Source organism: Sphingomonas phyllosphaerae, from assembly GCA_036946405.1.
Taxonomy (GTDB): Bacteria; Pseudomonadota; Alphaproteobacteria; order Sphingomonadales; family Sphingomonadaceae; genus Sphingomonas; species Sphingomonas phyllosphaerae_D.
The window spans coordinates 3,158,435-3,182,523 of sequence record JAQIJC010000001.1; the positions used below are offsets into that span (position 1 = coordinate 3,158,435).

The following is a 24,089-nucleotide window of genomic DNA, read 5'->3' on the forward strand; positions in this document are numbered from 1 at the left end:
CATCCCCACGCCGACTCGACTCGCTCGTCGTCGCGCGGGAACAATTCCCGATCGCCCGGCACACCCCGTCCGCGCGAAGGACAACCGCGATCCGGCAGGTCTCCTGGCTCCCGGGTCGTCGTCGCTCGTCCGGCCTTCCCGGAGCGCAAGCGATCCAGTGGCACAAAAAGGGGCGAGCGGCTCGCCGGTCACAGTTGCGGGGGCAGCTCCGGATCGTTGCCTACCGGATTCCCTTTCCTGATCGCGTGATCGGCCTAGCCGTCCGCCACGGCACGGGCAAGCGCCGCCAGCAGCGGCACGTCGACCGGCGGCATCGGCAGGTGCATCAGCGCTGCCGGCCGATCCCAGCGCAGCGCCTGTGCGGCAAGCGGCTGCGGCGTGCCGTGCCACATGGTACAGCGATAGAGCAGCATCGTCACCGGCATGTCGGTCGCGAAGCCGAGCGGATCGAGCGCCTCGGCCGCGACGCGAATCGCCAGCTCCTCCTCCAGCTCACGCACCAGCGCAGCGACGGGATGCTCGCCGGCTTCCACCTTGCCGCCGGGGAATTCCCACAGGCCGGCGTGCCGCTTGTCGCGCGGACGTTGCTGCATCAGGCAGCGTCCGGTCGCATCGATCAAGGCCGCAGCCACCACCAGCATCGTGTTGCGATCCTTCCTTAACCCGTTGCGATTATCGTGCTGGCCATGCCACGTCGATCCACCCCCCGCCCGCTATCAAGCCGGTTGCGCGCCCTCGCGCCACACACACGCGGTGCGACGGCGGTCGAATATGGGTTGATCGTGGCCTTGATCGCGCTGACCGCCGTGGGCGGCATGTCCGCGCTCGGCCACCCCGTGACGGGCATGTTCGCGTCGATCAGCAGCAATCTGCAATCCGCACGCTAGCGATTGTTTTCAATCTCCAAGGTGCTGAACAAAAACATACGCTGTCACTTAAACCTTTATCAACCCTGCGCTTCTAGAAACATCAGTGATGGACCTGAACGGTGCGTCGGCGGGTACAGAAATTTAGGTTGCCATTGGAGATCGACATGCAGAAGATTCGTTCGTTTCTGAAGAACAGCAAGGGCGCGACCGCGATCGAATACGGTCTGATCGCTGCCCTAATCGCGGTTGCCGCAGTTGCCGCCATGAAGGGCATCGGCACGCAGCTCAACAGCACCTTCACCAACGTCAAGACGCAGATGCAGTAATCGAGCCTTATAGGCTGTTTACCGGCAGGGCGGCGGAACATCGGTTCCGCCGCCCTTTCTGTTACGCCTCTCCGTTCCTCTGCGGCGTTACGAAGAGGATGCGATCTTCGCGCTGACCACACCGAAGCGACAGCATGAACCCTCGCCGGGTCGGATCGTCATCAAGCCACACCCGTCGATGCAAATCCGCACCGTGATGGCGTCAGCCCGCGCGCCCCATCTTCAGGAACTTCGCGCGACGATCCTGCCGCAGCGCGTCCGGCGTCAGCGGCGCCAGATCGCGCAGCATTCGCTCGACGCAATCGCCCAGCGCGCGAATCGCACCGTCGCGATCGCGGTGCGCGCCGCCGAGCGGTTCGGGCACGATCGCGTCGATCACGCCCAGCGCTTTCAGATCCTGTGCGGTAACCTTCATCGCTTCCGCCGCGTCGGGCGCCTTGTCGGCGGTGCGCCACAGGATCGACGCGCAGCCCTCCGGCGAGATCACCGAATAGACCGCATGCTCGAACATCAGCACGCGGTTGCCGCTCGCCAGCGCGATCGCCCCCCCGGAGCCGCCCTCGCCGACCACCGCCGCGACCATCGGCACGCCGAGCGCGAGGCACGCCTCGGTCGAACGCGCGATCGCTTCCGCCTGCCCGCGCTCCTCGGCCTGGATGCCCGGGAACGCGCCCGAGGTATCCACCAGCGTCACCACCGGCAGGCCGAAGCGATCGGCCATCTCCAGCAGCCGGATCGCCTTGCGATAGCCCTCCGGTTTACCCATCCCGAAATTGTGGCGTAGCCGGCTGGCGGTATCGTCGCCCTTCTCATGGCCCAGCACCATCACGCGCTGACCGCGGAAGGTCGCGAACCCGCCGAGGATCGCCTGATCGTCGCCGAACGCACGATCGCCGGCCAGCGGCACGAACTCGTCGAACAGCCCGGCGACGAAATGCTTGAAGTGCGGGCGCTCGGGATGACGTGCGACCTGCGTCTTCTGCCACGGCGACAGCTTGCCGAACGTGTCCTTCAGCAGCTTGTCCGACTTCGCCTGCAGCTTGGCGATCTCGGCGGAAATGTCGACGGTGCCCTCGGCGCCGGTTTCGCGCAGTTCGTCGATGCGCGCCTGCAGCTCGGCGATGGGTTTCTCGAAGTCGAGGAAAATACGCATCGGGCGCAGCTAGGCGCGGTTTCGCAACGCGTCAACGAGCGGGTGACGCTCGTTGACCAGCTCGACCAGCCGGCTGCTGTCGACATGGGTGTAGATTTCGGTGGTCGCGATATCGGCATGGCCGAGCATCGTCTGGAGCGCGCGCAGGTCCGCACCGCCTTCGAGAAGGTGCGTCGCGAAGGCGTGGCGCAGGACGTGCGGGCTGATCCGCTCGGGCGCGATACCGGCCTCGGCGGCAAGCGTGCGTACCAGCTGGAACAGCCGCACGCGCGAGATATGCGTCGCGCCCGACGGGAACAGGAACGCACGGTCGGTCGCGACATGCGCGCGCCACGCCGCCACCGCCGCGCGCGCGCGGTCCGAGATCGGCACCAGCCGCTCACGCCCGCCCTTGCCCTTCAGGATCAGGAACGGCCGGTCGGGATGGATTGCGCCGCGCGGCAGCGAGACGAGTTCGGTCGCGCGCAGCCCCGATCCGTAGAGCAGCTCGAACAAGGCCGATAGCCGCAGATCGGTCGGGATCACCGGATCGCGCGCCAGCCGCGCGTCGATCGCCGCGAACAGTCGATCGACGTCGCCATGGTCGAGCGTCCGCGGCAGCCGCCGCTGCGTTCCCGGCCGCGGCAAGGCCGGCGAGGGATCGTCGGCACGGTCGCCCTCGTCGATCAGAAACCCGAAGAAGCGTCGCAGCGCCGCCGCCTTGCGCGCCACCGTCGCTTTCGACAGCGCATCCCAGCCATCCGCGAGCCGCTCCAGCGCCGCGCCGTCCGCGCCCGCGAGCCCGCCCTCGAGCGTGACCGATGCGAGCGTCAGGTCGCGGCGATAGGCGGCCAGCGTGTTCTGCGCCGCCCCCGCCTGCGCCGCCATCATCTCCAGAAAGCGGTCGATCGCGGTGGCGTCGCTCACAGCCGCGCGATCGCCTCCGCCGCGATCATCCGCGCCTCGCCGTCCAGCCCGACCGCGCGCAACGCCCGGACGATGTGGAACAAGGCCGCGGGCGGGACATGCGCCCAGCCATCCGCCTGCATCCCGACCGCCGCGAGCAGCAGCACCGTTCCCGCCTGCCCCTCTCCCGCGGCACGCTCGAGCGCGCTGGTCCAGGCGTTGCGTTGCGCGACCGGAACCGCCAGCTTTTCGGCGAGATCGTCGACCGCCGCCGCCGGCAAACGACCCAGCCCCGCCATGCCGGCGAAGAACAATTGCCGCTTGCGCTCGGCCAGCGCGCCCTTCGGCGCATAATCGGTGATCGTCGACGCGGACAGCTGCGCGATCGCATCCGGGTCAGCGAGCAACAGCATCGCCCAGCCATCGCTGCCGGCAGGCACCGCGCCCTGCCAACGCTGCGCGGTGCGATCGAGCCCGGCCGTCAGCATCGACGCGATCAACCGGTCGGCCTGCGCCTCGTTGGCGCGCGCCGGCAGCCGCGCGGCAGCGCGCGCGGTCAGCACCAGCCGCGCATAGCGCGTCGCGGGCGTCTCGGCCGCCTCCCACAGCTTGACCATGGCGGCGATCCGCGTCGCGCGATCGTTGCCGACATAGGCGTCGCGCAGCGTCGCCGCGGTGCTCGACAGCGCAGCGGGCGCGTCACTGCCCTCGGCGATCGCGGCATAGAGATCGACCATCGCCGCGCTCGACAGCACCCCCAGCGCCGCGGCACGATCCGAGGCGGCGGCACGCTCGGCAAGCGGCACGGCCGGGGCCAGCGCCTGCCAGCCGCGCACCTGCGGACCGACCGTGCCGTACAGCTCGTCGGGCACCGCGACCCCGGTCGCGGTCGCCAGCCCGAACCGCCACGCGGTCAGCTGCACGACCGGTGCCCATTCGATCGTCACCGCCTGTCGGCTGTTGAGTCCCGCACCCATCACCTTCTGCGCCAGCGCCAGGTCGATTCCGCTCGCCACGCGTCGGCGGCGAATGTCGGCGATCAACGGCTGAGTCCGCCCCGCCCCGGTCAATCCGGCGCACATCGCGCGCGCGACGATCCACGCGCGCTCGCTGTCGCCCGCCGTCGCGCTCAGCGGGCAAAGCCCGGCCGGATCGCCGGTCGCGAGCGCGGCCTGCATCCAGACCTCGCGCAGCTTCGGCGTCACCCGATCGCTGTCGACCGACTGCGCGACCGCGCGCGCCGACACCGATTCGCCCATCCGCAGCAACAACCACGCACGCTCGGCGGCAAAATCGGCACCGTTGACGCGCGACGGCGTGGCGATCTTCGCCGCCAGCAGCCGCCGCAGGCCGATCGACAGCCACCGCGACGGCAACGGCGCCGACAGATAGCGCATCAGTCGCTCGACATAGCGGCCATCCGCGCTTCCGAACGCCTCGCCCACAAAGCCCTGATCGGCCCCCACCGTCGCCAGCGACCGCCGCGCGAACGCCGGCAGCACATAGCGGGGTGTCGGCAGCGGGCTCGGGCTCGCGGTCGGCGACGGGAACGGCAGCGGCGCGAGCGGCGGCAATGGCCCGGCCGGTGTCGTCGCCTGCACGCGCGGCGCGTTGGCCGGGGCGGTCGCGGCCGGCGCCGGGGTGGTGGCGGCTGGTGCCTGCGCAGGCGCCGCGTCGCCGAAGCCGGGTGGCAACAGCGATTCGGGGCGGTCCTGCGCGATCGCCGCCGCCGCGAGGCCGAGCGCCGCGACGCCAGCCAGCGCGGCGCGTTTAGCCGGCGAGATTGCCAAGCTCGACCGCCTTCTCGACACGCGTGACCGGCTGCTCGGTCGCACGGCCCGCAAAGAAGAACAGCGCGCCCACCACGATCACCAGCAGCACGACGACGGAGACAATCAACCGGGTCATGTAATTCCCAACCTTTGCGCGCGACTTGTCACTCAGCCCCGGTGCGGCACGAGCCTGCTGTTGCCGGGACCGGAACGCGCTGTATAGCCGCAGGGACGATGTTGCAAAGCCCGCCCGTTCCGTCCCGCCGCTCGTCGCGCCGTCCGCATCGCTGGACCGGCCGCCCGATCGTGCTGGTGGGACTGATGGGCGCGGGCAAGTCGACAGTCGGCCGCCGCCTCGCGATGCGCCTCGCGCTGCCGTTCGTCGACGCGGATACCGAAATCGAAACCGCGGCCGGCATGTCGATTGCCGATATCTTCGCGCAATTCGGCGAGGATTATTTCCGCGACGGCGAGCGCCGGGTGATCCAGCGGCTGATCGACGGTCGCCCGAAAGTGATCGCGACCGGCGGGGGGGCATTCGTCAACGACGAAACGCGCGCGCTGATCCTGTCCGACGCGCTGGCAATCTGGCTCGACGCGCCGGTCGAGGTGCTCGCCGAGCGCGTCAAGCGTCGCGACACCCGCCCGCTGCTGCGCGGCAAGGACCCCGCGACCGTGCTGCGCGAGCTGGCGGCGGTCCGCAACCCGCTCTACGCGCTCGCGCATCTGCGCATCCCCAGCGCCAATACCCCGCACGACATGACGGTGCGCGCGATCATGGAGGCCCTGAGCAAATGACGACCGTGACCGTGGCGCTCGGCGACCGCAGCTATGACGTGCGGATCGAACCGGGACTGCTCGCGCGCGCGGGCGAGGCGCTAGCGCCGATTGTCGGCACGCGCCCGGTGGTGATCGTCGCCGACGCCAATGTCGTCGCGCATCTCGCCACGCTGACCGCCGCGCTCGACGTTGCCGGGATCCGCCACGCGGAGATCGTTTTGCCCGCCGGCGAAGGCTCAAAGAGCTGGGCGACGCTCGAGCGGCTCACCGACGAGTTGCTCGCGCTCGGCGTCGAACGTGGCGACCATGTCGTGGCACTCGGCGGCGGGGTGATCGGCGACCTTGTCGGCTTCGCAACCGCGATCCTCAAACGCGGCTGCGGCTTCGTGCAGATCCCCACCACCTTGTTGTCGCAGGTCGATTCGTCGGTCGGCGGCAAGACCGGAATCAACGCGCGGGCCGGCAAGAACCTGATCGGGGCCTTCCACCAGCCGAAGATCGTGCTGATCGACCCCGACGTGCTCGACACCCTGCCTGCGCGGCAAGTGCGCGCCGGCTATGCCGAGGTCGTCAAATACGGGTTGATCGACGACGCCGGCTTCTTCGCCTGGTGCGAGGCGAATGGCGCAAAGCTGCTCGCGGGCGATCCCGACGCGCGCGTCCACGCGATCGCGCACGCGGTCGCCGCCAAGGCGCGGATCGTCGGCGAGGACGAGTTCGAGACGACCGGCCGCCGCGCCTTGCTCAACCTCGGCCACACCTTCGGCCATGCGCTGGAGGCGGAAGCGGGCTTCTCCGACCGGCTGCTGCACGGCGAGGCGGTCGCCGCCGGTTGCGGCCTCGCCTTCGCCTTCTCCGCCGCGACCGGGCGCTGTTCGGCGGACGACGCCGCGCGCGTCGCCGCGCACTGGCGCGACAGCGGACTGCCCGATGGCCTGACGGCGTCGGGCATCACCGCTCCGCCCGCGCGGCTGGTCGAGCATATGCGCCACGACAAGAAGATGGCGGCCGGCACGCTGCCCTTCCTGCTCGCGCACGGCATCGGCCGGACCTACCTCGACAAGACGGTAGCGCTGGATGAGGTCGAGGCGTTCCTCGGCGAACCGGGACGGTAAGCCTACCGTTACTCCCCTCCCCCTTGTCATTCCCGCGAAGGCGGGAATCCAGAACCTCTGACGCTTCGCCTCTTGCGAAAACCTGCGCGTCTGGATTCCCGCCTTCGCGGGAATGACGGAGCACGCGGGGACAATGGCGAGGAACGCCGCTCCGAACTGCCCGTTACGGCTGCTCTGCCAAGGAGAGCCACATGCCGTATGTGAAGACGCGCGACGGGACCGACATCTACGTCAAGGACTGGGGCGAGGGTCGCCCGGTCGTTCTGATCCATGGCTGGCCGCTGTCCTCGGACAGCTGGGACCCGCAGATGAAGGCGCTCGCCGATGCCGGCTTCCGCGCCATCGCCTACGACCGCCGCGGGTTCGGCCGCTCGGGCCAGCCGTGGTCGGGCTATGATTACGACACACTCACCGACGACCTCCACGACGTGCTGGAAGCCGCCGGTGCGACACAGGACGTCACGCTGGTCGGCTTTTCGATGGGCGGCGGCGAGGTCGCGCGCTACCAGAGCCGCTATGACGGCAAGGGCGTCATTTCGGCGGCGCTGATCAGCTCGGTCGTGCCGTATATGCTCAAGACCGACGACAATCCCGATGGCGTACCCGAAGAGACGCTGCAACAGATCGCCGACGGCATCCTGAAAGATCGGCCGAACTTCTTCCGCACCTTCTTCAAGGACTTCTTCGGGGTCGGCTATGTCACCAGCCCGGTCAGCGAGGCGACGCTCGACTGGGCGTGGCGACTGGCGATGCAGGCCGGGCTGCAGCCGACGCTGAAATGCGCCGAAAGCTTCGGCCACACCGACTTCCGCCCCGACCTGCCGGCGTTTCGGGTGCCGACGCTGGTGCTGCACGGCACCGCGGACAAGACCGTTCCGATCGACACCAGCGGCCGCGCCGCGGCGGCGGGGATCGCGAACGCGCAACTGGTCGAATACGACGGCGCGCCGCACGGGCTGTTCGCGACCGAAGGCGAGCGGCTGACCGAGGATCTGCTGACGTTCCTCGGGAGGTAACCCGTCACCAACTTCCGTCACCCGGCGAAGGCCGGGGTCCAGCTGGGAAGGCGTGAGTTGTCACGCGACGGGCGTCGTCACCAGCGTCGCGCAACTGGACCCCGGCCTTCGCCGGGGTGACGGGGGAGGGGTGGGCAGTGGGCAGTGGGCAGCTTGGCCCTCAACCTCACTTCAACGGAACGATCACCTCATCCGGATGCGCGACGTTCAGCTCCTTGCGCACCAGCTCGTCAACCATATCCGGGTTCGCATGGCGCGGATCGAGCAAGGTCACACGGTTCTGCAACATCGTCCGCCGCTGGTCGAGCTGCGCATATTGCTTCTCGCGCGCGATCAGCTGCCGCTTGTAATCGCCCAGCGCGATCAGCCCGTTCGGCCCCAGCACCGCATAGGCGCCGAAGAACGCCATCACCGCCACCGCGAGGGCGGGGACGGCGGCACGCCGGAGCGTTTGCGAGAGGCGGTTGGACGGGCGAGGCATAACGCAAGCGATTCTCGCGAGTCGCCTCGCCCTTTGCAAGCCCTATCAGCGGTTCCGCAGCACGTCCCGGCCCGCATAGCGCGACATGCCGCCCAATTCCTCCTCGATCCGGATCAGCTGGTTGTACTTCGCGAGCCGGTCGGAGCGTGCGAGGCTGCCGGTCTTGATCTGTCCGCAATTGGTCGCGACCGCCAGATCGGCGATCGTCGAATCCTCGGTTTCGCCCGAGCGGTGCGACATCACCGCGGTATAGCCGGCGCGCTCGGCGACGCGGATCGCCTCCAGCGTCTCCGACAGCGTGCCGATCTGATTGACCTTCACCAGCAGCGAGTTGGCGAGCCCCTGCCCGATCCCGTCGCGCAGCCGCTTCGGGTTGGTGACGAACAGATCGTCGCCGACCAGCTGCACCTTCTTGCCGATCGCGTCGGTCAGCGCCTTCCAGCCCTCGAAATCGTCCTCGGCCATGCCGTCCTCGATCGAGAAGATCGGATAGCGCGCGGCGAGATCGGCGAGATATTCGGCCATCGCGCCCGGCTCGAGCGTCAGGTTCTCGCCCGAAATGACATACTTGCCGTCCTTGAAGAACTCGGTCGCCGCGCAATCGAGCGCCAGCATCACGTCGTCGCCCGGCGTGTAGCCCGCGCGCTCGATCGAGGTCATGATGAAGTCGAGCGCATCGGTGGTGCTGGCGAGGTTCGGCGCGAACCCGCCCTCGTCGCCGACCGCGGTCGCCAAGCCCTTTTCGCTCAACCCCTTCTTGAGCGTGTGGAAGATCTCCGAACCGCAGCGCACCGCCTCGGCCAGCGATTCCGCGCCGACCGGCACGATCATGAATTCCTGAAAGTCGATCGGGTTGTCGGCATGCTCGCCACCGTTGATGATGTTCATCATCGGCACCGGCAGCACATGCGCCGCGACGCCGCCGACATAGCGGTACAGCGGCAGCCCGCGCGCGTCCGCCGCCGCCTTCGCCACCGCCAGGCTGACGCCGAGGATCGCGTTCGCGCCCAGGCGGCCCTTGTTCTCGGTGCCGTCCAGCTCGATCATCGTCTGGTCGATTTCGAGCTGGTCCTCGGCGTCTAGCCCGATGATCGCGTCGGCGATCTCGTCGTTGACCGCCTCGACCGCTTCGTCGACGCCCTTCCCGCCCCAGCGCGTCTTGTCGCCGTCGCGCTTCTCGACCGCCTCGTGCGCGCCGGTCGACGCGCCCGAGGGCACCGCCGCGCGACCGAAGCTGCCGTCGTCGAGGAGCACGTCGACCTCGACGGTCGGGTTGCCGCGGCTGTCGATGATCTGGCGTCCGTGCAGGTCGATGATTGCGGTCACGAAACGATCCTCCTATTTTCTGCCGGCGCGGCAGGACATGGCGCCTCCTAGCGGTCGTCCGGCGATGCTGCAACGCGATGGAACCGGCGGCCCGACCGCCGGGTTGTTTGACCTCGACCAGGGAAGGATGAATCATGGCCGACGAGCAGGATCGCGACACGCTCCAGCATTCCACTCCGGCGGACGCCGCGCCGCCGCCCGCCGACGCGTCGTTCACGCCGGCAGAGCCGCTCAAGAACGCCGGCGTCGATTTCACGCCGGAAGACGCGAGCGCGACGGGCAACACCCTCGCCGACGCCAAACAATCCGCACGCGACTATGTCGCCAAGGGCCGTGAGCAGGCCGCCGACAAGGCGCGCAGCTTCGCCGAGGACGGCAAGGCGAAGGCGACCGACGCGCTGACGCAGCTTTCACAGATGCTGACCGACGCCGCCGGGCAGGTCGATGAGAAGCTCGGCGCGCAATACGGGCAATATGCCCGCTCCGCGGCGGATCGCGTGCAGGGCTTTACCAGCACGATCGACCAGAAGAGCGTCGACGATCTGCTTGAGGACGCCCGGGCGCTGGTGCGCAAGAGTCCCGAACTGGCCGTGGGCCTCGCAGCCGGGGTCGGCTTCGTGGTGGCACGTCTGATCGGCGCCGCCGTCGACCAGCGCGATGCCTGATCGAATGTCCGAACGAATGGACGTAGGTGACCGCGTTCTCCCGGACAGCATCCCGCAGCTCGTGACTCAGCTCGCGACCGACGCGCGCGACGTGGCAAAGGCGGAGATCGCCCTGGCCAAGGCCAAGGCGGGCTTCGCGGTCAGCCGCTACAAGGCCGCGACGATCCGCTTTGCGATCGCAGGCGTCCTCGCGGTCGCGGCACTGATCGCCTTGCTGGTCGGGGCGATCCTGTCGCTAGCGACACTGATCGGCCCCGGTTGGGCGACGCTGGCCGTGGTCAGCGTGGTGTTACTCGTCGCCGGACTGCTCGCGCTGTCCGGCAAGTCGGCATTGCGCACGGGGTCGGACACATGACCGCCGCCGACGTGACCCTCGCCGAGGCGCGTGTCGCCGAGGCGCGTCGCCGCTTCGACGGCACCGTCGAACGCTTGCAGAGCGAACTCGAACCGCGTCGGCTCGCCAAGGCCGCGCTGGCCGAGGTGTCGGACAGCGGCGAACGGGCCGTACGCGTCGGCACCGAAGTGGCGCGCCGCAATCCGGGGGTGGTTGCGGGCGGCGCCTCGCTACTGGTCGCCCTCGTCACCGGGCGTCAGATCGCGCGCCTGTTCGGCAAGAAGAAGCGGCAGAAGCGCCTGCCATCCCCCGAAGATATCGCCCAACCCGCCGAAAGGATTGGATCATGACCGACCATAATAACGATCAAGAGCAGCACGGCCGTCTGCGCGACAGCGTCGATCACGCGCGTGAGGCAGCGGCGAGTGCGCTCGATACCGCCAAGCATCGCGCCAGCGATGCGGCACACGCCACCGCGGAAACGCTGGAGGGTAATCCGCTCGGCGTGCTGGTCGGCGGGCTCGTACTGGGGGCGGCGGTCGCTGCGGTCCTGCCGCGCAGCCAGCGCGAGAAGGAATTGCTGTCCGGCGTCGGGCGCAAGATCAACACCGCCGCGGTCGCGGCGCTGGCGGCGGCGAAGGATGCGGGGCGCGCCGAGCTGGACCAACTGGGCCTGACCCCGAATGCCGCGCGCGATCAGGCGAAGTCGCTTTTTCAGGGCGTGCTGAAGGCGGCGGGCACCGCAGGGTCCGCGGCGGCACAGGCCGGCAAGGAACAGGTCAAGAGCGCATCCTGACCCCTTCAAACCCGCAGCGGGTCGCGCTAGGGGACGGTCTGGCCGACCGCGTAAACGCGGCGCTGATCGGAGTTTGAGGGAGAGCCGCCGGGTTTGCGCCAACGCTGCCGGCGGCTCTTCCTCGTTCCGGTGGCGACGCGGGCGGGTGGTGTGGCGGTGGTTCAATCCCAAGCGGGAGCGCGTGCATGAGCAAGCTTCATCTGGTGTTCGGCGGTCGTGTCAGCGATCCGCGCACCCTCGAATTCAGCGACCTGTCGTCGATCGACATCGTCGGCGTCTTTCCGGACTACGCCAGCGCCGAAAAGGCTTGGCGCGCCGCTGCGCAGCGCACCGTCGACGATGCCGAGATGAAGTATGTGGTGGTCCATCTCCACCGCCTGCTTGAACCCGACCTGCTCGCCAAGCCGGCGGCTTAATTCGAGACGTCGTCCCGGGCTTGACCCGGGATCCCGCTTCTTTCCGCCGTTTCGTGAAGCAGCGGGGCCCCGGATCAAGTCCGGGGCGACGGACAGGTCAGAACAGTTCGTCGAACGTCCGGTGGAAGTTGAGTCGCCGTTCGTCGAGGACGTCGATACCTATTTCGGCAAGAAAGCACGTCTGCGCCTCCTCGCCGAAATCGCCGAGATTTTCCCAGAAGATGGCGATGTCCTGATAAGGATCGGCAACACCCATCCGCCCAACGTCGATACACGCCGTCACGCGCCCCAACGTATCGAGCAGGACGTTGCCGAGCGAAAAGTCGCCATGCGTGACGACCCGACCGGCAGCGTGATGCGCCAGCAACTCGGCCTCCGCCAGCACGGCACCCGCGCTCATCCCGAGATGATCGTCGCCAAAGTCGGTCTCGTCCACCGACCCCGCCGAAACAAGCTTGCGCGCCGCTGCGAGGCGAACGGACGCCGAGGCATCGAACGGACATTCGTCCGTCGGCAGCGCGTGAAGCATCCGCAGGAATGAAGCAAAGCCGCGGATCACCTGACGCAGAAGATCGGGGCGTTCCTCGATCCACGCGTCACCGGTCTTGCCCGGCGCGGCGGTGGTGAGCAGCCAAGCGGCATCGGGCTCGATGGCCGTCGATACGACCCGGACGGTCGGCACCCGCCCCTGCAGCCAGCGCAGCCGAATGGCCTCGTCGGCGACCGCGTCCGCCACCGCGCCTTCGCCATATTTCAGGAACAGCCGCTTACCGTCCGCGGCCACGATCCGGTGGATCACGCCGCCGGACTCGCCTTCCGGCTCGCGCTCCCATGTCGCGCCCGCCAGCCGCTCCCGCCACGAAGGAGGGAGCGGAACCACCATCAGATGAACTCGATCTTCGACACCAGATAATAGCGATCGCCCGCCGGCACCGACACTTCGACCTCGTCGTCGAGGCTGCGCCCGATCAGCGCGCGGCCGATCGGCGAATTGTAGCTGATCCGGCCAGTCTTGGCGTCGGCCTCGGTCTGGCCGACGATCTGATACTTCACCGGCTTCTCGTCCTCGTCGAGCAAAGTGACGGTCGCGCCGAACACGATCTTGTCGCCCGACAGCTCGCGCGGATCGATGATCTGCGCACGGCTCAACTTATCCTCAATATCGGCGATCGAAGCCTCGACCTGCCCCTGCCGCTCCTTGGCGGCATGATATTCGGCGTTTTCCGACAGGTCGCCGTGCGCACGGGCTTCCTCGATCGCATCGACGATCAGCGGGCGCTCGGTCTTCAGCCGCTTCAGGTCGGCAGTCAGCTTTTCATAGCCTTCCTGCAACATCGGCATCTTTTCGACCGTCGCCATCGCCCTTGTCCTTCGTAAAAACGCGTCCCCGGAAGCGGCCCTCTCCCTGCGAAGGCCGCCCCCTACATCAGCACATATGTCCGGGGATCAGTTGTGCGGCTGCGAATAATAGGATTGCAACGGCCGTACTTCAAGGTTGCGCGATCCGTCGCCCATCACCGCGGCATGGATCGCCTGCGCCGCCTGCACCGCCGCGGAGGCGGTGGTGAAGTAGGGCACCTTGCCATTCACCGCCGAGGCACGGATCGGCTGCGAGTCCTTCAGGCTCTGCCAGCCCTCGGTCGTGTTGAAGATCAACGCGATCGCGCCGTCCTTGATCCGGTCGACGATATGCGGCCGGCCCTGCGCGACCTTGTTGACCGTCTCGACCGGCAGCCCGGCGCGCGACAGATGGTCGGCGGTGCCGGTCGTCGCGACGATCGCGAAGCCCGCATCGACCAGCGCACGCACCGCGGGAACGATCGCGTCCTTGTCGCCGGACTTCACGCTGACGAACACCGCGCCGCTGGTCGGCAGCACGGTGCCAGCCCCCAGCTGCGACTTGGCGAAGGCGGTGGTGAAATCGGGCGAGATGCCCATCACCTCGCCGGTGCTCTTCATCTCCGGCGACAACACCGGGTCGATGCCGGGGAAGCGCGCGAACGGGAACACCGCTTCCTTGACCGCGAAATAGTCGATGTCGCGGTCGATCTTCGGCAGGTCGCGCAGCTTCTCGCCCGCCATCACGCGGCTGGCGATCTTGGCGATCGGCGCGCCGATCGCCTTGGCGACGAACGGCACCGTCCGGCTGGCGCGCGGATTGACCTCGATGAGGTACACCTGGGCGCCTGCGCCGGCCTCCGAGCCGGTGGCCTTGACCGCGAACTGGATGTTCATCAGCCCGACGACGTTCAGCCCACGCGCCAGCGCCTCGGTCTGGCGCTCGATCTCGGCGATGATCTCGGCCGGCAGCGAGTACGGCGGGATCGAGCAGGCGCTGTCGCCCGAATGGACCCCGGCTTCCTCGATATGCTGGAGCACGCCCGCGACCACCACATCCTCGCCGTCGCAGATCGCATCGACGTCGACCTCGATCGCGTCGCGCAGATACTGGTCGATCAGCACCGGCGCGTCGCCCGACACCTGTACCGCGGTCTGGATATAATCCTCCAGCTGCTGGTCGCTGTCGACGATCTCCATCGCGCGCCCGCCGAGCACATAGCTCGGACGCATCAGCACCGGATAGCCGATGCGATTGGCGACGTTCAGCGCCTCGGCGCGGCTGCGCGCGATGCCGTTCGACGGCTGGAGCAGTTTGAGCCGGTTGACCAGCGCCGCGAACCGCTCGCGATCCTCGGCGAGATCGATCGCATCCGGGCTGGTGCCGAGGATCGGGATCCCCGCCTTTTCCAGCGCGCGCGCAAGGTTCAGCGGCGTCTGCCCGCCGAACTGCACGATCACCCCGACCAGCTCGCCCTTCGACTGTTCGACGTGCAGGATCTCCAGCACGTCCTCGGCGGTCAGCGGCTCGAAATAGAGGCGGTCCGAGGTGTCATAGTCGGTGCTCACCGTCTCCGGATTGCAATTGACCATGATCGTCTCATAGCCCGCGTCCGCCAGCGCGAAGCAGGCGTGGCAGCAGCAATAATCGAACTCGATCCCCTGCCCGATCCGGTTCGGCCCGCCGCCCAGGATCACGATCTTACGACGATCCGACGGCTGCGCCTCGTTCTCGGGCTCGCCGAACGACGGCGCCTCATAGGTCGAGTACATATACGGCGTCTTGGCGTCGAACTCGGCGGCGCAGGTGTCGATGCGCTTGAACACCGGGCGCACGCCCAGCTTCAGGCGATGCTCGCGCACCTCGTCCTCGGTGACGCCGCCGGTCATCGCCTTGACCGCCTCGTGGATCAGCCCCGAGCCGCGCGCGATCCCGCGCTCCATGCCGCGCAGGTTCGCCGATTGCAGCGCCAGCCACGCCAGCCGCTTGTCGGAGAAGCCCATCGCCTTCAGCCGGCGCATTCCCGCCGCCTCGATCGGCAGCCCGTCCTTCATCACCTCGTTCTCGGCGGCGACGATCTCCGCCATCCGCTCGAGGAACCACGGATCGTATTTGGCGATCGCGTTCACCTCGGCGACGGTGAAGCCCTCGCGCAGCGCCTGCGCGGCGACCAGCAGCCGGTCGGGGGTCGGCGAGGCGAGCGCCGCCTCGATCTCGGCGCGCGGCGCGCCGACCAGCCGCTCGACATGGTTGAAGCCCGACAGCCCGGTCTCCAGCCCGCGCAACGCCTTCTGCATCGATTCGTGGATGTTGCGGCCGATCGCCATCACCTCGCCGACCGACTTCATCGCGGTGCCCAGCACCGCCTCGGCACCCTTGAACTTCTCGAAGGCAAAGCGCGGGATCTTTGTGACGACATAGTCGATTGTCGGCTCGAACGACGCGGGGGTCGCGCCGGTGATGTCGTTCTCGATCTCGTCGAGCGTATAGCCGACCGCCAGCTTGGCCGCGACCTTGGCGATCGGGAAGCCGGTCGCCTTCGACGCCAGCGCCGACGAACGCGACACGCGCGGGTTCATCTCGATGACGATCAGGCGGCCGTCCTTCGGATTGACCGCGAACTGCACGTTCGACCCGCCGGTCTCGACGCCGATCTCGCGCAGCACCGCGATGCTGGCGTTGCGCATGATCTGATATTCCTTGTCGGTCAGCGTGAGCGCCGGCGCGACCGTGATCGAGTCGCCCGTATGGACGCCCATCGGATCGACATTCTCGATCGAGCAGATGATGATGCAATTGTCCGCGCGGTCGCGGACCACCTCCATCTCATATTCCTTCCAGCCGAGCAAAGATTCCTCGATCAGCACCTCGGTGGTCGGCGACGCGTCGAGCCCCTTGCGGACGATCTCGATGAATTCCTCGCGATTATACGCGATCCCGCCGCCGGTGCCGCCGAGCGTGAAGCTCGGGCGAATGATCGCGGGCAGCCCGACCTTCTCCAGCCCCTCCAGCGCCTCCTTCTCGGTATGCGCGATATGGCTGCGCGCGCTTTCCAGCCCGATCTTGTCCATCGCGTCGCGGAACTTGAGCCGGTCCTCGGCCTTGTCGATCGCATCGGCTTCGGCGCCGATCATCGTCACGCCGAACTTCTCCAGCGTGCCGTCGCGGAACAACGCCAGCGCGGTGTTGAGCGCGGTCTGTCCCCCCATCGTGGGGAGAACGGCATCGGGGCGTTCACGTTCGATGATGCGCGCGACAACTTCCGGGGTGATCGGCTCGACATAGGTCGCGTCGGCCAGCTCGGGATCGGTCATGATCGTCGCCGGGTTCGAATTGACCAGGACGATGCGATAGCCCTCTTCCTTGAGCGCCTTGATCGCCTGCGTGCCCGAATAATCGAACTCGCACGCCTGCCCGATGATGATCGGACCCGCGCCGATGACGAGGATGGAGGAGATGTCAGTACGTTTAGGCATCGATCCACTCATATCTTGTGCTGAAGAGGCGTTTGCGCCGCTCCAGAAATTTCACCCCGCAGATTTTGTCAGCCCAAAATCCGTGACCCCAACCGTATGCTCGAAGTGCTTCGGCGATTATCGTACGATCCTCGACCTCGCAGAGCCGAACACACCAACTCAGGCCATCGTCACTTGCGACGACCAGTAGCTCCGCCGAGAAGGGGCTCGTCCTGTCGGCATACCGCAACTCAAAATGCTTCGAGCCATCCGAACCGCCAGAGATCAAAAATAACTCAGCGCCGCGTTCAGCATCATAGGTTCGCCCCGCATCCTCGTCGGCAACGAACGTCATCCCAGCCCCACAACAAACCGCTTGAACAGATAGAAACTATCCTGCGGCCCCGGGCTCGCCTCGGGGTGATACTGCACCGAAAACGCCGGCCGGTCGGTCAGCTCCAGCCCCGCGTTCGACCCGTCGAACAGCGACACATGCGTCTCGCGCGCGTTCGCGGGCAGCGAGTCGCGCTCGACCGCAAAGCCGTGGTTCATGCTGGTGATCTCGACCGCGCCGTCGTCGACGCGCTTGACCGGATGGTTCGCGCCGCGATGCCCCTGGAACATCTTGGTCGTCCGCGCGCCCACCGCCAGCGCCAGCAACTGATGCCCGAGGCAGATGCCGAACAGCGGCTTGCCCGTCTCCAGCAACTGCCGGATCACCGGCACCGCATATTCCCCGGTCGCTGCGGGATCGCCGGGGCCGTTCGACAGGAAGATGCCGTCCGGGTTCAGCGCCATGATCTCGTCGAACGTCGCATTCGCCGGTACGACCGATACCTTCGCCCCGGCTTGGACCAGATTGCGGAAGATGTTGAACTTACTGCCATAGTCGATCGCGACGACGTGCGGACGCTCGCGCGCAGCAAGCCCCTCCCCTTCAGGGGAGGGGTTGGGGGTGGGGGAGGTCTCATCGAAACCGACTCCAGACTGCCCCACCCCAACCCCTCCCCCGAGGGGGAAGGGCTTTTCAAGGTCATAGCCGAAGCCGAGCTTCCAGATGCCGCCCGCCCACGTCCCGTGCGTCTCGCGGGTCACGTCCTTGGCGAGGTCCATGCCCTCGAGCCCCGGCCAGCCGCGCGCCATCTGGAGCAAGGCGTCGAGGTCGAACTCCCCGGTCGGCGAATGCGCCACCACGCCGTTCGGCGCGCCGCCCGAGCGGATGCGTCGCGTCAGCGCGCGCGTGTCGATGCCGGCCAGCCCGATGCGCGTGTGCCGCTTCATCCAGCCGTCGAGATTCTCCATCGCGCGGAAATTGCTGGGCGCGGTCGGGTCTTCGCGGACGATCATGCCGAGCGCGTGCGGATTGTCCGCCTCGACGTCGTCGGGGTTCGCGCCGACGTTGCCGATGTGCGGGAAGGTGAAGGTGATGATCTGCCCCGCGAACGACGGGTCGGTCATGATCTCCTGATAGCCGGTCATCGCGGTGTGGAAGCACACCTCACCGACCGCGGCGCCCTCCGCGCCGAAGCCGCGCCCCCACGCGACCTCTCCATTGGCCAGAACGAGGACGCCGGTGGCGCCTTCGGGCATGGGGGCGTGCGGAAACTCAGGCTCGGCCATGATGGGCGGGCACTCCTTGAAAGGGTCGGCAATGTCGCTAAGCCCCGCCCGCTAGAGACGCATCGGCGATGCGTCAATCTGTTAAGGACGAGTAGATGATTCGCGACGACATCAAGGCAGCGCAGATCGCGGCGATGAAGGCCGGCGACAAGGAAGCGCGCGGCGCTATCGGCTTGATTCAGGCGGCGATCAAGAATCGCGACATCGAGGCGCGCACCGGATCGGCGCCGGCGGACGACGATGCGCTGGTGATCGAGGTCCTGCAGAAAATGGTGAAGCAGCGCCGCGAATCGATCGCGATGTACGAACAGGGCGGCCGCGCCGAACTCGCCGCCGCCGAGGCCGCCGAGGTCGCGGTGATCGAGCGCTACCTCCCCGCGCAGATGAGCGAGGACGAGACGAAGGCGGCGATCGAGTCGATCAAGGACGATCTCGGCGCGAGCGGCATGAAGGACATGGGCCGCGTGATGGCCGAACTGAAGGCCCGCCACGCCACGACGCTCGACATGAGCAAGGCGAGCGGGCTGGTGAAGGCGGCGTTGGCAGGGTGACCAAATCTCCCCTCCCGCTTGCGGGAGGGGTTGGGGGAGGGCAGATGGAGCAACGGACAAAGGCGCAACAGCTTCGCCGTGCCCCAACGCCGGCCGAACGCCTGCTGTGGCAGCACCTCTCTGCCAGAAAGGTTGCAGGCACGCGCTTCAACCGCCAAGTGCCGGTTGGACCATATATCTGCGACTTCGTGGCGCGGTCGGTCAGGCTCGTTATCGAGGTGGATGGCGGGCAGCATGGATGGCAGGATGATAAAGACGCGACTCGGACGCGCTTTCTAGAAGGTCTTGGTTACACAGTGATACGCTTCTGGAACCACGACGTGACGGAACGAACCGAAGGCGTGGTGGAGCGTATCGAGGCCGCGCTGGCGACCCTTCCCTCCCCCAACCCTTCCCGCAAGCGGGAGGGGAGCGCATGAGCCTCACCCCCGCCTTCCTCGACGAACTTCGCGCGCGCACCTCGCTGACCGCGCTCGTCGGCAAGACGGTGAAGCTCACCCGCGCCGGCCGCGAGTCGAAGGGCTGCTGCCCGTTCCACAACGAGAAGACGCCCAGCTTCTACGTCAACGACGACAAGGGCTTCTATCATTGCTTCGGCTGCTCGGCGCATGGCGATGCGATTCGCTGGCTGACCGATCATCAGGGCCTGCCGTTCATGGACGCGGTGAAGGAACTCGCCGCCGCGGCCGGCATGGAGGTACCCGCCCCCGACGCGCGCGCCGCGCAGCGCGCCGAAAAGGCCAAGTCACTCCACGACGTCATGCAGGCCGCCGCCGACTGGTTCACGCAGCAACTCGGCGGGATCGACGGCGCGGAGGCGCGCGCCTTGCTCGAACGCCGCGGGATCAAGGACGCGACGCGCAAGGCGTTCGGCTTCGGCTATGCCCCGGATGCGCGTGGCCGGCTGCGCACCGCGCTCAAGGACTTCGGCGACGAGATGCTCGTCGAGGCCGGTCTGCTGATCCAGGTCGAGGGCAAGGAGCCCTATGACCGCTTCCGCGGCCGGCTGATGATCCCGATCCGCGACCCGCGCGAGCGCGTGATCGCGTTCGGCGGGCGGATCATCGGCGAGGGCGAGCCGAAATATCTCAACTCGCCCGACACCCCGCTCTTCGACAAGGGGCGCACGCTCTACAATCTCGATCGTGCGCTGCCCGCCGCGCGCAAGACCGCGCGGCTGTTCGTGGTCGAAGGCTATATGGACGCGATCGCGCTCGCGCAGGGCGGGATCGGCGAGACCGTCGCCCCGCTCGGCACCGCGCTGACCGAGCAGCAGCTTGAGCGGCTATGGCGCGTCGTCGACGTGCCGGTGCTGTGCTTCGACGGCGACAAGCCCGGGCAGAAGGCCGCGATCCGCGCCGCGCACCGCGCGCTGCCGATGCTCGCGCCCGGCCGCAGCCTCGGCTTTGCGACGCTCCCAGAGGGACAGGACCCGGACGACCTGATGCGCGCGAAGGGCGCGCAGGGGTTCGAGGCGCTGGTGCGCGAGGCGGAGCCGCTCGTCGATCGCCTGTGGAAGCACGAACTCGCCGCCGAGCCGCTCGATACACCCGAGCAGCGCGCCGGGCTGAGGAAGCGGCTGAACGATCTTGCCGAGACGATCGCCGACCCGTCGGTGAAGGCAGAGTACAAGGCCGAGTTCCGCAACCGCTTCGACGAGCGGTTCGCGCGCCAGCGCCAGCCGTTCCAGCAGCGCCAGCCTTTCTACCCGATGGGGCAGCGTAAGCCCGGCCAGAAATGGTCGCCGCCCCCGCCCCCGGTCACCGAGGACGCCAAGAAAGTCGGGGCGGCCGGCAATATCGACCGCGTGCTCGCCAAGGCGGTGCTTGCCGGATTGATCCGCCATCCCGCGGAGATCGCGCGGCATATGGAGGTGCTGGGCAGCCTCAAGCTCGCCGACGGCGCGCTTGGACGGTTGTTCGAGGCGGTCGTCGACGTCGCGCTGGAGGACCGCCGCGCTGCGCCGCTTGATAGCGGCGGGCTCGTCACCATATTGGCGCGGTCCGGTTTCGAGGCGATCGCCCACGATCTCCTGCGAGCCGATACGATGCCCTATTCGTTTACCCGCGCCGGCGGCGACGAGAAACAGGCGCGCGAGGACCTCGACGAGGCGATTGCGGTGCTGATCGCGCGGCCGGAGGTGGATGCAGCGCTCGCCGAAGCAACCTCGGCGATGCAGACGCATTTGACCGCCGAAGCGTTCGAACGACAGGTGGCATTGGTGAACGAACAGCGTGCGCTCGACGAGCGGCTTGCAAATCTGGTGCAGGCAAACGAAGACGCCCGCGCGCTTGGACCCGAGGACGATTGATGGCGAAGATGAACGGTGGCGGTGCTGACGAAGGCGCGGAAGTGGCCGATGCTCCGCTGATCGACCTGAACGACGCGAACATCAAGAAGCTGATCGCGCGCGCCAAGAAGCGCGGCTACATCACCTACGACCAGCTCAACGAAGCGCTCCCGCAGGATCAGATGTCGTCCGATCAGCTCGAGGACGTGATGTCGGCGCTCAACGAGATGGGCGTCAACATCGTCGAGAACGAGGAACAGGGCGAGGACGGCGAGAGCGAGGAGCGCGCCGATGACGAGGAGCAGGAGGCGGTCGACGGTGAGTCCGACGGCTCTGCCCCCGCGGTCGAGAAGAAGAAGGAGACGGTCGATCGCACCGACGATCCCGTCCGCATGTACCTGCGCGAGATGGGAGCGGTCGAGCTGCTGTCGCGCGAGGGCGAGATCGCGATCGCCAAGCGCATCGAGGCCGGTCGCGACACGATGATCCTCGGGCTGTGCGAAAGCCCGATCACCTTCAACGCGATCATCGACTGGTCGACCGCGCTCAACGAAGGCACGATGCAGCTGCGCGAGATCGTCGATCTCGACGCGATGCTGTCGAAGGGACCGTCGGCCGAGCAGGTCGAGGGCGCCGAGGACGATTCGGGCGAGATCAGCGCGTCGAACGCCGGGCCGCAGTTCAAGGAAGAGGACGAGCCCGAGGAAGCGCCCGCCGACGACGATGACGACATGACCGAGCGTCGTGCGCCGCGTCCCTCCGACGAGGAAGAGGAAGACAATACCCTCAGCCTCGCGCAGATGGAGGAGACGCTCAAGCCGCAGGCGCTGGAGAAGTTCGCCAACATCACCGCCATCTACCGCAAGTTCTCTAAGATGCAGGAGAGCCGGCTGGAGGCGATGAGCGGCGGGATCGAGCTGTCGGCCGCCGAGGAGCGCAAGTACCAGAAGCTGCGCGAGGACCTCACCGCCGAGGTCGAGAGCGTCCAGTTCCACCAGACCAAGATCGAATATCTGGTCGACCAGCTCTACAGCTACAACCGCCGGCTGACGACGCTGGGCGGGCAGATGCTGCGCCTCGCCGAGCGCCACAAGGTGAACCGCAAGGATTTCCTCGAGCGCTACATGGGGCATGAGCTGGACGAGGGTTTCCTCGCTTCGGTGACCGGGCTCGACAAGAAGTGGACGGCATTCGCGACCAACGAGGTCGCAGCGGTCGATCGCATCCGGACCGAGATCAGCGAGATCTCGCAGCAGACCGGCATGGCGCTCAGCGAGTTCCGGCGCATCGTCAACATGGTCCAGAAGGCGGAGCGCGAGGCGCGCATCGCCAAGAAGGAGATGGTCGAGGCGAACCTGCGGCTCGTGATCTCGATCGCCAAGAAGTACACCAACCGCGGCTTGCAGTTCCTCGATCTGATCCAGGAAGGCAACATCGGGCTGATGAAGGCGGTCGACAAGTTCGAGTATCGCCGCGGCTACAAATTCTCGACCTATGCGACCTGGTGGATCCGCCAGGCGATCACGCGCTCGATCGCGGATCAGGCGCGCACGATCCGCATCCCGGTCCATATGATCGAGACGATCAACAAGCTGGTCCGCACCAGCCGCCAGTTCCTGCACGAGCAGGGCCGCGAACCGACCCCGGAGGAGATGGCCGAGCGCCTGTCGATGCCGCTGGAGAAGGTCCGCAAGGTGATGAAGATCGCCAAGGAGCCGATCAGCCTCGAAACGCCGATCGGCGACGAGGAAGACAGCCATCTCGGCGACTTCATCGAGGACAAGAATGCGGTGATCCCGGTCGACGCCGCGATCCAGGCGAACCTCAAGGAGACGGTCACGCGCGTGCTGGCGTCGCTCACCCCGCGTGAGGAGCGTGTGCTGCGCATGCGCTTCGGGATCGGGATGAACACCGATCACACGCTGGAAGAGGTCGGCCAGCAATTCTCGGTCACGCGTGAGCGGATCCGGCAGATCGAGGCCAAGGCGCTGCGCAAGCTCAAGCATCCGTCGCGCAGCCGCAAGATGCGCAGCTTCCTCGACCAATAGGCTGTGGTGGAGAGCGGATGTTCCCGCTCTCCATCCTCGTCAATCTGGGTCACAAAGTGCCGCGGGTCGACTGGACCATCTCCGTCGTAAACCGCCTCTTCACACCCCCGCTCTATCCTCATCGCCAACCACCGGGCCACTGCCGGCACGGAGGGCACGCATCGAGCGGAGGAAAGCGTGACCATCGCCATCGACAAGCAGCCGAAAGGCTGCGCCGGCACGATCCTTGCGATGGTCGCGAGCGACGGCACCGCGACGGCGCCCTATGCCGCCGCGCTGATGCAGCCGGCTGCGACGCTGCGCGACATCGCCGATGCGATCCATGCGCTGTGCGTCATCCACGGCACCTTTCCAGGCATCGTCGACCATGCCCGTAACGGTTGCGCCGACCCGTTCGCGCGCGGGTGGCTGGAACAAGCGGCGGTGGCGGTTAGCGGCGAACGCGCGTTGCTCGTGCGGCTGACCGCGGCTGTCGGGCCGCTTCCCTCGACGCCGGGACAGGCCGCCTCGCAGACGGCGATCCTCGGGCAACGCAATGCGCTGGAAATGTTGTCGCGCTCCGATCGCGCCGGCTGTGCGACCGGCACCGCGATCGCCTTCGTGCTCGATTGGTGTGCGGTGCGCGGCGTGCTCGACAGCTGCGCGCGCCGCATGGCGCTGCCGGTCGGCGAGCCGTTCACTGCCGCTGCCAATCAGGCGATCGCCTTGCTCAAGACCATCGAGGCCACCGCCTCGGTCGAGCGCGCGATGGCGTTTGGCGCGCAGCAGATGCTCGCGCAGCACCGCGGGCTGTGGCACTTGCTCGAAGCACGTGCCGCCGCGCGGCGAGGCATGTAGCGCTTCGCCGCTTGC

At 67.5% G+C, this 24,089-nt stretch carries 27 protein-coding genes and 1 riboswitch; of the genes, 15 read left to right on the forward strand and 12 right to left on the reverse strand.

The genetic code is table 11. The features are described from left to right. Positions 1–75 precede the first annotated feature (75 nt). A riboswitch (cobalamin riboswitch) is annotated at positions 76–273 on the reverse strand. Further along, complete coding sequence (locus PGN12_14750; GenBank protein ID MEH3105145.1) at positions 255–641, reverse strand: (deoxy)nucleoside triphosphate pyrophosphohydrolase; 387 nt, start codon at positions 639–641, stop codon at positions 255–257. (Overlaps the previous riboswitch by 19 nt.) Before the next feature lie 45 nt (positions 642–686). On the opposite strand from PGN12_14750, the gene PGN12_14755 reads away from it, so the two are divergent. Beyond that, positions 687–887 carry a Flp family type IVb pilin gene (locus PGN12_14755; protein ID MEH3105146.1) on the forward strand — a complete coding sequence of 67 codons (201 nt, stop codon included), beginning with the start codon at positions 687–689 and terminating at the stop codon, positions 885–887. 146 nt (positions 888–1,033) lie between these two features. After that, positions 1,034–1,195, forward strand: coding sequence for a Flp family type IVb pilin (locus PGN12_14760; GenBank protein MEH3105147.1), 162 nt, complete (start codon positions 1,034–1,036; stop codon positions 1,193–1,195). Positions 1,196–1,397: 202 nt separating this feature from the next. Here the strand turns inward: PGN12_14760 and PGN12_14765 are convergent, their stop codons facing one another. Genes PGN12_14765 through PGN12_14780 form a run of 4 tightly spaced genes read right to left on the reverse strand, consistent with a single transcriptional unit; the run spans position 1,398 to position 5,141 of the window. Next, the gene (locus PGN12_14765) at positions 1,398–2,348 is read right to left on the reverse strand and encodes an acetyl-CoA carboxylase carboxyltransferase subunit alpha (GenBank protein MEH3105148.1); all 951 of its coding nucleotides are present in this window, start codon (positions 2,346–2,348) and stop codon (positions 1,398–1,400) included. A 9-nt stretch (positions 2,349–2,357) separates the two neighbouring features. Further along, complete coding sequence (locus PGN12_14770; GenBank protein MEH3105149.1) at positions 2,358–3,254, reverse strand: tyrosine-type recombinase/integrase; 897 nt, start codon at positions 3,252–3,254, stop codon at positions 2,358–2,360. Then, positions 3,251–5,023: a hypothetical protein gene (locus PGN12_14775; GenBank protein MEH3105150.1), complete on the reverse strand. Its 1,773-nt coding sequence runs from the start codon at positions 5,021–5,023 to the stop codon at positions 3,251–3,253. Before PGN12_14775 ends, PGN12_14770 begins: the two co-directional genes overlap by 4 nt. After that, complete coding sequence (locus tag PGN12_14780; GenBank protein ID MEH3105151.1) at positions 5,004–5,141, reverse strand: hypothetical protein; 138 nt, start codon at positions 5,139–5,141, stop codon at positions 5,004–5,006. The genes PGN12_14775 and PGN12_14780 overlap by 20 nt, the downstream gene beginning before the upstream one ends. Positions 5,142–5,239: 98 nt before the next feature. Here PGN12_14780 and PGN12_14785 point away from each other — a divergent pair, with 98 nt between their 5' ends. The 3 genes from PGN12_14785 to PGN12_14795 all read left to right on the forward strand — a co-directional run bounded on the left by PGN12_14785 (position 5,240) and on the right by PGN12_14795 (position 7,916). Then, the gene (locus PGN12_14785) at positions 5,240–5,803 is read left to right on the forward strand and encodes a shikimate kinase (protein ID MEH3105152.1); all 564 of its coding nucleotides are present in this window, start codon (positions 5,240–5,242) and stop codon (positions 5,801–5,803) included. Then, positions 5,800–6,900, forward strand: coding sequence for a 3-dehydroquinate synthase (gene aroB / locus PGN12_14790; protein MEH3105153.1), 1,101 nt, complete (start codon positions 5,800–5,802; stop codon positions 6,898–6,900). Before PGN12_14785 ends, aroB begins: the two co-directional genes overlap by 4 nt. A 191-nt stretch (positions 6,901–7,091) precedes the next feature. Further along, a complete protein-coding gene (locus PGN12_14795) occupies positions 7,092–7,916 on the forward strand; it encodes an alpha/beta hydrolase (GenBank protein MEH3105154.1) in 825 nt (274 codons plus the stop codon). A 166-nt stretch (positions 7,917–8,082) separates the two neighbouring features. Here PGN12_14795 and PGN12_14800 read toward each other — a convergent pair whose 3' ends face one another. Then, positions 8,083–8,397, reverse strand: a complete 315-nt coding sequence (locus PGN12_14800) for a septum formation initiator family protein (protein ID MEH3105155.1) — start codon at positions 8,395–8,397, stop codon at positions 8,083–8,085. A gap of 45 nt (positions 8,398–8,442) precedes the next feature. Next, entirely contained in the window at positions 8,443–9,723 is a 1,281-nt protein-coding gene (eno, locus tag PGN12_14805) for a phosphopyruvate hydratase (protein ID MEH3105156.1), read from the reverse strand. Between the two features lie 134 nt (positions 9,724–9,857). Between eno and PGN12_14810 the strand changes: the two genes are divergently transcribed. The 5 genes from PGN12_14810 (at position 9,858) to PGN12_14830 (ending at position 11,934) form a co-directional block, all read left to right on the forward strand. Then, positions 9,858–10,388: a hypothetical protein gene (locus tag PGN12_14810; protein MEH3105157.1), complete on the forward strand. Its 531-nt coding sequence runs from the start codon at positions 9,858–9,860 to the stop codon at positions 10,386–10,388. Positions 10,389–10,404: 16 nt separating this feature from the next. Further along, positions 10,405–10,743 (forward strand): phage holin family protein, encoded by a 339-nt coding sequence (locus PGN12_14815; GenBank protein MEH3105158.1) that lies wholly within the window; start codon positions 10,405–10,407, stop codon positions 10,741–10,743. Beyond that, positions 10,740–11,072 (forward strand): phosphatase, encoded by a 333-nt coding sequence (locus PGN12_14820; GenBank protein ID MEH3105159.1) that lies wholly within the window; start codon positions 10,740–10,742, stop codon positions 11,070–11,072. The genes PGN12_14815 and PGN12_14820 overlap by 4 nt, the downstream gene beginning before the upstream one ends. Next, positions 11,069–11,518 (forward strand): hypothetical protein, encoded by a 450-nt coding sequence (locus PGN12_14825; GenBank protein MEH3105160.1) that lies wholly within the window; start codon positions 11,069–11,071, stop codon positions 11,516–11,518. The genes PGN12_14820 and PGN12_14825 overlap by 4 nt, the downstream gene beginning before the upstream one ends. Before the next feature lie 185 nt (positions 11,519–11,703). Further along, entirely contained in the window at positions 11,704–11,934 is a 231-nt protein-coding gene (locus PGN12_14830) for a DUF4170 domain-containing protein (GenBank protein ID MEH3105161.1), read from the forward strand. A 97-nt stretch (positions 11,935–12,031) separates the two neighbouring features. Here PGN12_14830 and PGN12_14835 read toward each other — a convergent pair whose 3' ends face one another. The 5 genes from PGN12_14835 to carA form a co-directional block, all read right to left on the reverse strand. Continuing rightward, positions 12,032–12,817, reverse strand: a complete 786-nt coding sequence (locus PGN12_14835; GenBank protein MEH3105162.1) for an aminoglycoside 3'-phosphotransferase — start codon at positions 12,815–12,817, stop codon at positions 12,032–12,034. Further along, positions 12,817–13,293 carry a transcription elongation factor GreA gene (gene greA / locus PGN12_14840; GenBank protein ID MEH3105163.1) on the reverse strand — a complete coding sequence of 159 codons (477 nt, stop codon included), beginning with the start codon at positions 13,291–13,293 and terminating at the stop codon, positions 12,817–12,819. The genes PGN12_14835 and greA overlap by 1 nt, the downstream gene beginning before the upstream one ends. An 87-nt stretch (positions 13,294–13,380) precedes the next feature. Next, positions 13,381–16,749 (reverse strand): carbamoyl-phosphate synthase large subunit, encoded by a 3,369-nt coding sequence (gene carB, locus PGN12_14845; protein MEH3105164.1) that lies wholly within the window; start codon positions 16,747–16,749, stop codon positions 13,381–13,383. Further along, entirely contained in the window at positions 16,742–17,083 is a 342-nt protein-coding gene (locus tag PGN12_14850) for a hypothetical protein (GenBank protein ID MEH3105165.1), read from the reverse strand. Before PGN12_14850 ends, carB begins: the two co-directional genes overlap by 8 nt. Further along, positions 17,080–18,348 (reverse strand): glutamine-hydrolyzing carbamoyl-phosphate synthase small subunit, encoded by a 1,269-nt coding sequence (carA, locus tag PGN12_14855; protein ID MEH3105166.1) that lies wholly within the window; start codon positions 18,346–18,348, stop codon positions 17,080–17,082. The genes PGN12_14850 and carA overlap by 4 nt, the downstream gene beginning before the upstream one ends. A 95-nt stretch (positions 18,349–18,443) precedes the next feature. Here carA and PGN12_14860 point away from each other — a divergent pair, with 95 nt between their 5' ends. From PGN12_14860 to PGN12_14880, 5 genes are all read left to right on the forward strand, one after another. Then, on the forward strand, positions 18,444–18,899 hold the full coding sequence (locus PGN12_14860) for a GatB/YqeY domain-containing protein (GenBank protein MEH3105167.1): 456 nt from the start codon (positions 18,444–18,446) through the stop codon (positions 18,897–18,899). Between the two features lie 44 nt (positions 18,900–18,943). After that, on the forward strand, positions 18,944–19,318 hold the full coding sequence (locus tag PGN12_14865) for an endonuclease domain-containing protein (GenBank protein MEH3105168.1): 375 nt from the start codon (positions 18,944–18,946) through the stop codon (positions 19,316–19,318). After that, positions 19,315–21,210 carry a DNA primase gene (gene dnaG, locus PGN12_14870; GenBank protein MEH3105169.1) on the forward strand — a complete coding sequence of 632 codons (1,896 nt, stop codon included), beginning with the start codon at positions 19,315–19,317 and terminating at the stop codon, positions 21,208–21,210. Before PGN12_14865 ends, dnaG begins: the two co-directional genes overlap by 4 nt. After that, a complete protein-coding gene (rpoD, locus tag PGN12_14875) occupies positions 21,210–23,237 on the forward strand; it encodes an RNA polymerase sigma factor RpoD (GenBank protein MEH3105170.1) in 2,028 nt (675 codons plus the stop codon). The genes dnaG and rpoD overlap by 1 nt, the downstream gene beginning before the upstream one ends. Before the next feature lie 177 nt (positions 23,238–23,414). Next, entirely contained in the window at positions 23,415–24,074 is a 660-nt protein-coding gene (locus tag PGN12_14880) for a hypothetical protein (GenBank protein ID MEH3105171.1), read from the forward strand. Positions 24,075–24,089 lie beyond the last annotated feature (15 nt).

Bases quoted from the DNA above. Each gene is read 5' to 3' on its own strand.
- PGN12_14750 (MEH3105145.1), bottom strand. From the start codon at position 641: ATGCTGGTGGTGGCTGCGGCCTTGATCGATGCGACCGGACGCTGCCTG.
- PGN12_14755 (MEH3105146.1), top strand. From the start codon at position 687: ATGCCACGTCGATCCACCCCCCGCCCGCTATCAAGCCGGTTGCGCGCC.
- PGN12_14760 (MEH3105147.1), top strand. From the start codon at position 1,034: ATGCAGAAGATTCGTTCGTTTCTGAAGAACAGCAAGGGCGCGACCGCG.
- PGN12_14765 (MEH3105148.1), bottom strand. From the start codon at position 2,348: ATGCGTATTTTCCTCGACTTCGAGAAACCCATCGCCGAGCTGCAGGCG.
- PGN12_14780 (MEH3105151.1), bottom strand. From the start codon at position 5,141: ATGACCCGGTTGATTGTCTCCGTCGTCGTGCTGCTGGTGATCGTGGTG.
- PGN12_14785 (MEH3105152.1), top strand. From the start codon at position 5,240: ATGTTGCAAAGCCCGCCCGTTCCGTCCCGCCGCTCGTCGCGCCGTCCG.
- aroB (MEH3105153.1), top strand. From the start codon at position 5,800: ATGACGACCGTGACCGTGGCGCTCGGCGACCGCAGCTATGACGTGCGG.
- PGN12_14795 (MEH3105154.1), top strand. From the start codon at position 7,092: ATGCCGTATGTGAAGACGCGCGACGGGACCGACATCTACGTCAAGGAC.
- PGN12_14800 (MEH3105155.1), bottom strand. From the start codon at position 8,397: ATGCCTCGCCCGTCCAACCGCCTCTCGCAAACGCTCCGGCGTGCCGCC.
- PGN12_14810 (MEH3105157.1), top strand. From the start codon at position 9,858: ATGGCCGACGAGCAGGATCGCGACACGCTCCAGCATTCCACTCCGGCG.
- PGN12_14815 (MEH3105158.1), top strand. From the start codon at position 10,405: ATGGACGTAGGTGACCGCGTTCTCCCGGACAGCATCCCGCAGCTCGTG.
- PGN12_14820 (MEH3105159.1), top strand. From the start codon at position 10,740: ATGACCGCCGCCGACGTGACCCTCGCCGAGGCGCGTGTCGCCGAGGCG.
- PGN12_14825 (MEH3105160.1), top strand. From the start codon at position 11,069: ATGACCGACCATAATAACGATCAAGAGCAGCACGGCCGTCTGCGCGAC.
- PGN12_14830 (MEH3105161.1), top strand. From the start codon at position 11,704: ATGAGCAAGCTTCATCTGGTGTTCGGCGGTCGTGTCAGCGATCCGCGC.
- PGN12_14835 (MEH3105162.1), bottom strand. From the start codon at position 12,817: ATGGTGGTTCCGCTCCCTCCTTCGTGGCGGGAGCGGCTGGCGGGCGCG.
- greA (MEH3105163.1), bottom strand. From the start codon at position 13,293: ATGGCGACGGTCGAAAAGATGCCGATGTTGCAGGAAGGCTATGAAAAG.
- carB (MEH3105164.1), bottom strand. From the start codon at position 16,749: ATGCCTAAACGTACTGACATCTCCTCCATCCTCGTCATCGGCGCGGGT.
- PGN12_14850 (MEH3105165.1), bottom strand. From the start codon at position 17,083: ATGACGTTCGTTGCCGACGAGGATGCGGGGCGAACCTATGATGCTGAA.
- carA (MEH3105166.1), bottom strand. From the start codon at position 18,348: ATGGCCGAGCCTGAGTTTCCGCACGCCCCCATGCCCGAAGGCGCCACC.
- PGN12_14860 (MEH3105167.1), top strand. From the start codon at position 18,444: ATGATTCGCGACGACATCAAGGCAGCGCAGATCGCGGCGATGAAGGCC.
- PGN12_14865 (MEH3105168.1), top strand. From the start codon at position 18,944: ATGGAGCAACGGACAAAGGCGCAACAGCTTCGCCGTGCCCCAACGCCG.
- dnaG (MEH3105169.1), top strand. From the start codon at position 19,315: ATGAGCCTCACCCCCGCCTTCCTCGACGAACTTCGCGCGCGCACCTCG.
- rpoD (MEH3105170.1), top strand. From the start codon at position 21,210: ATGGCGAAGATGAACGGTGGCGGTGCTGACGAAGGCGCGGAAGTGGCC.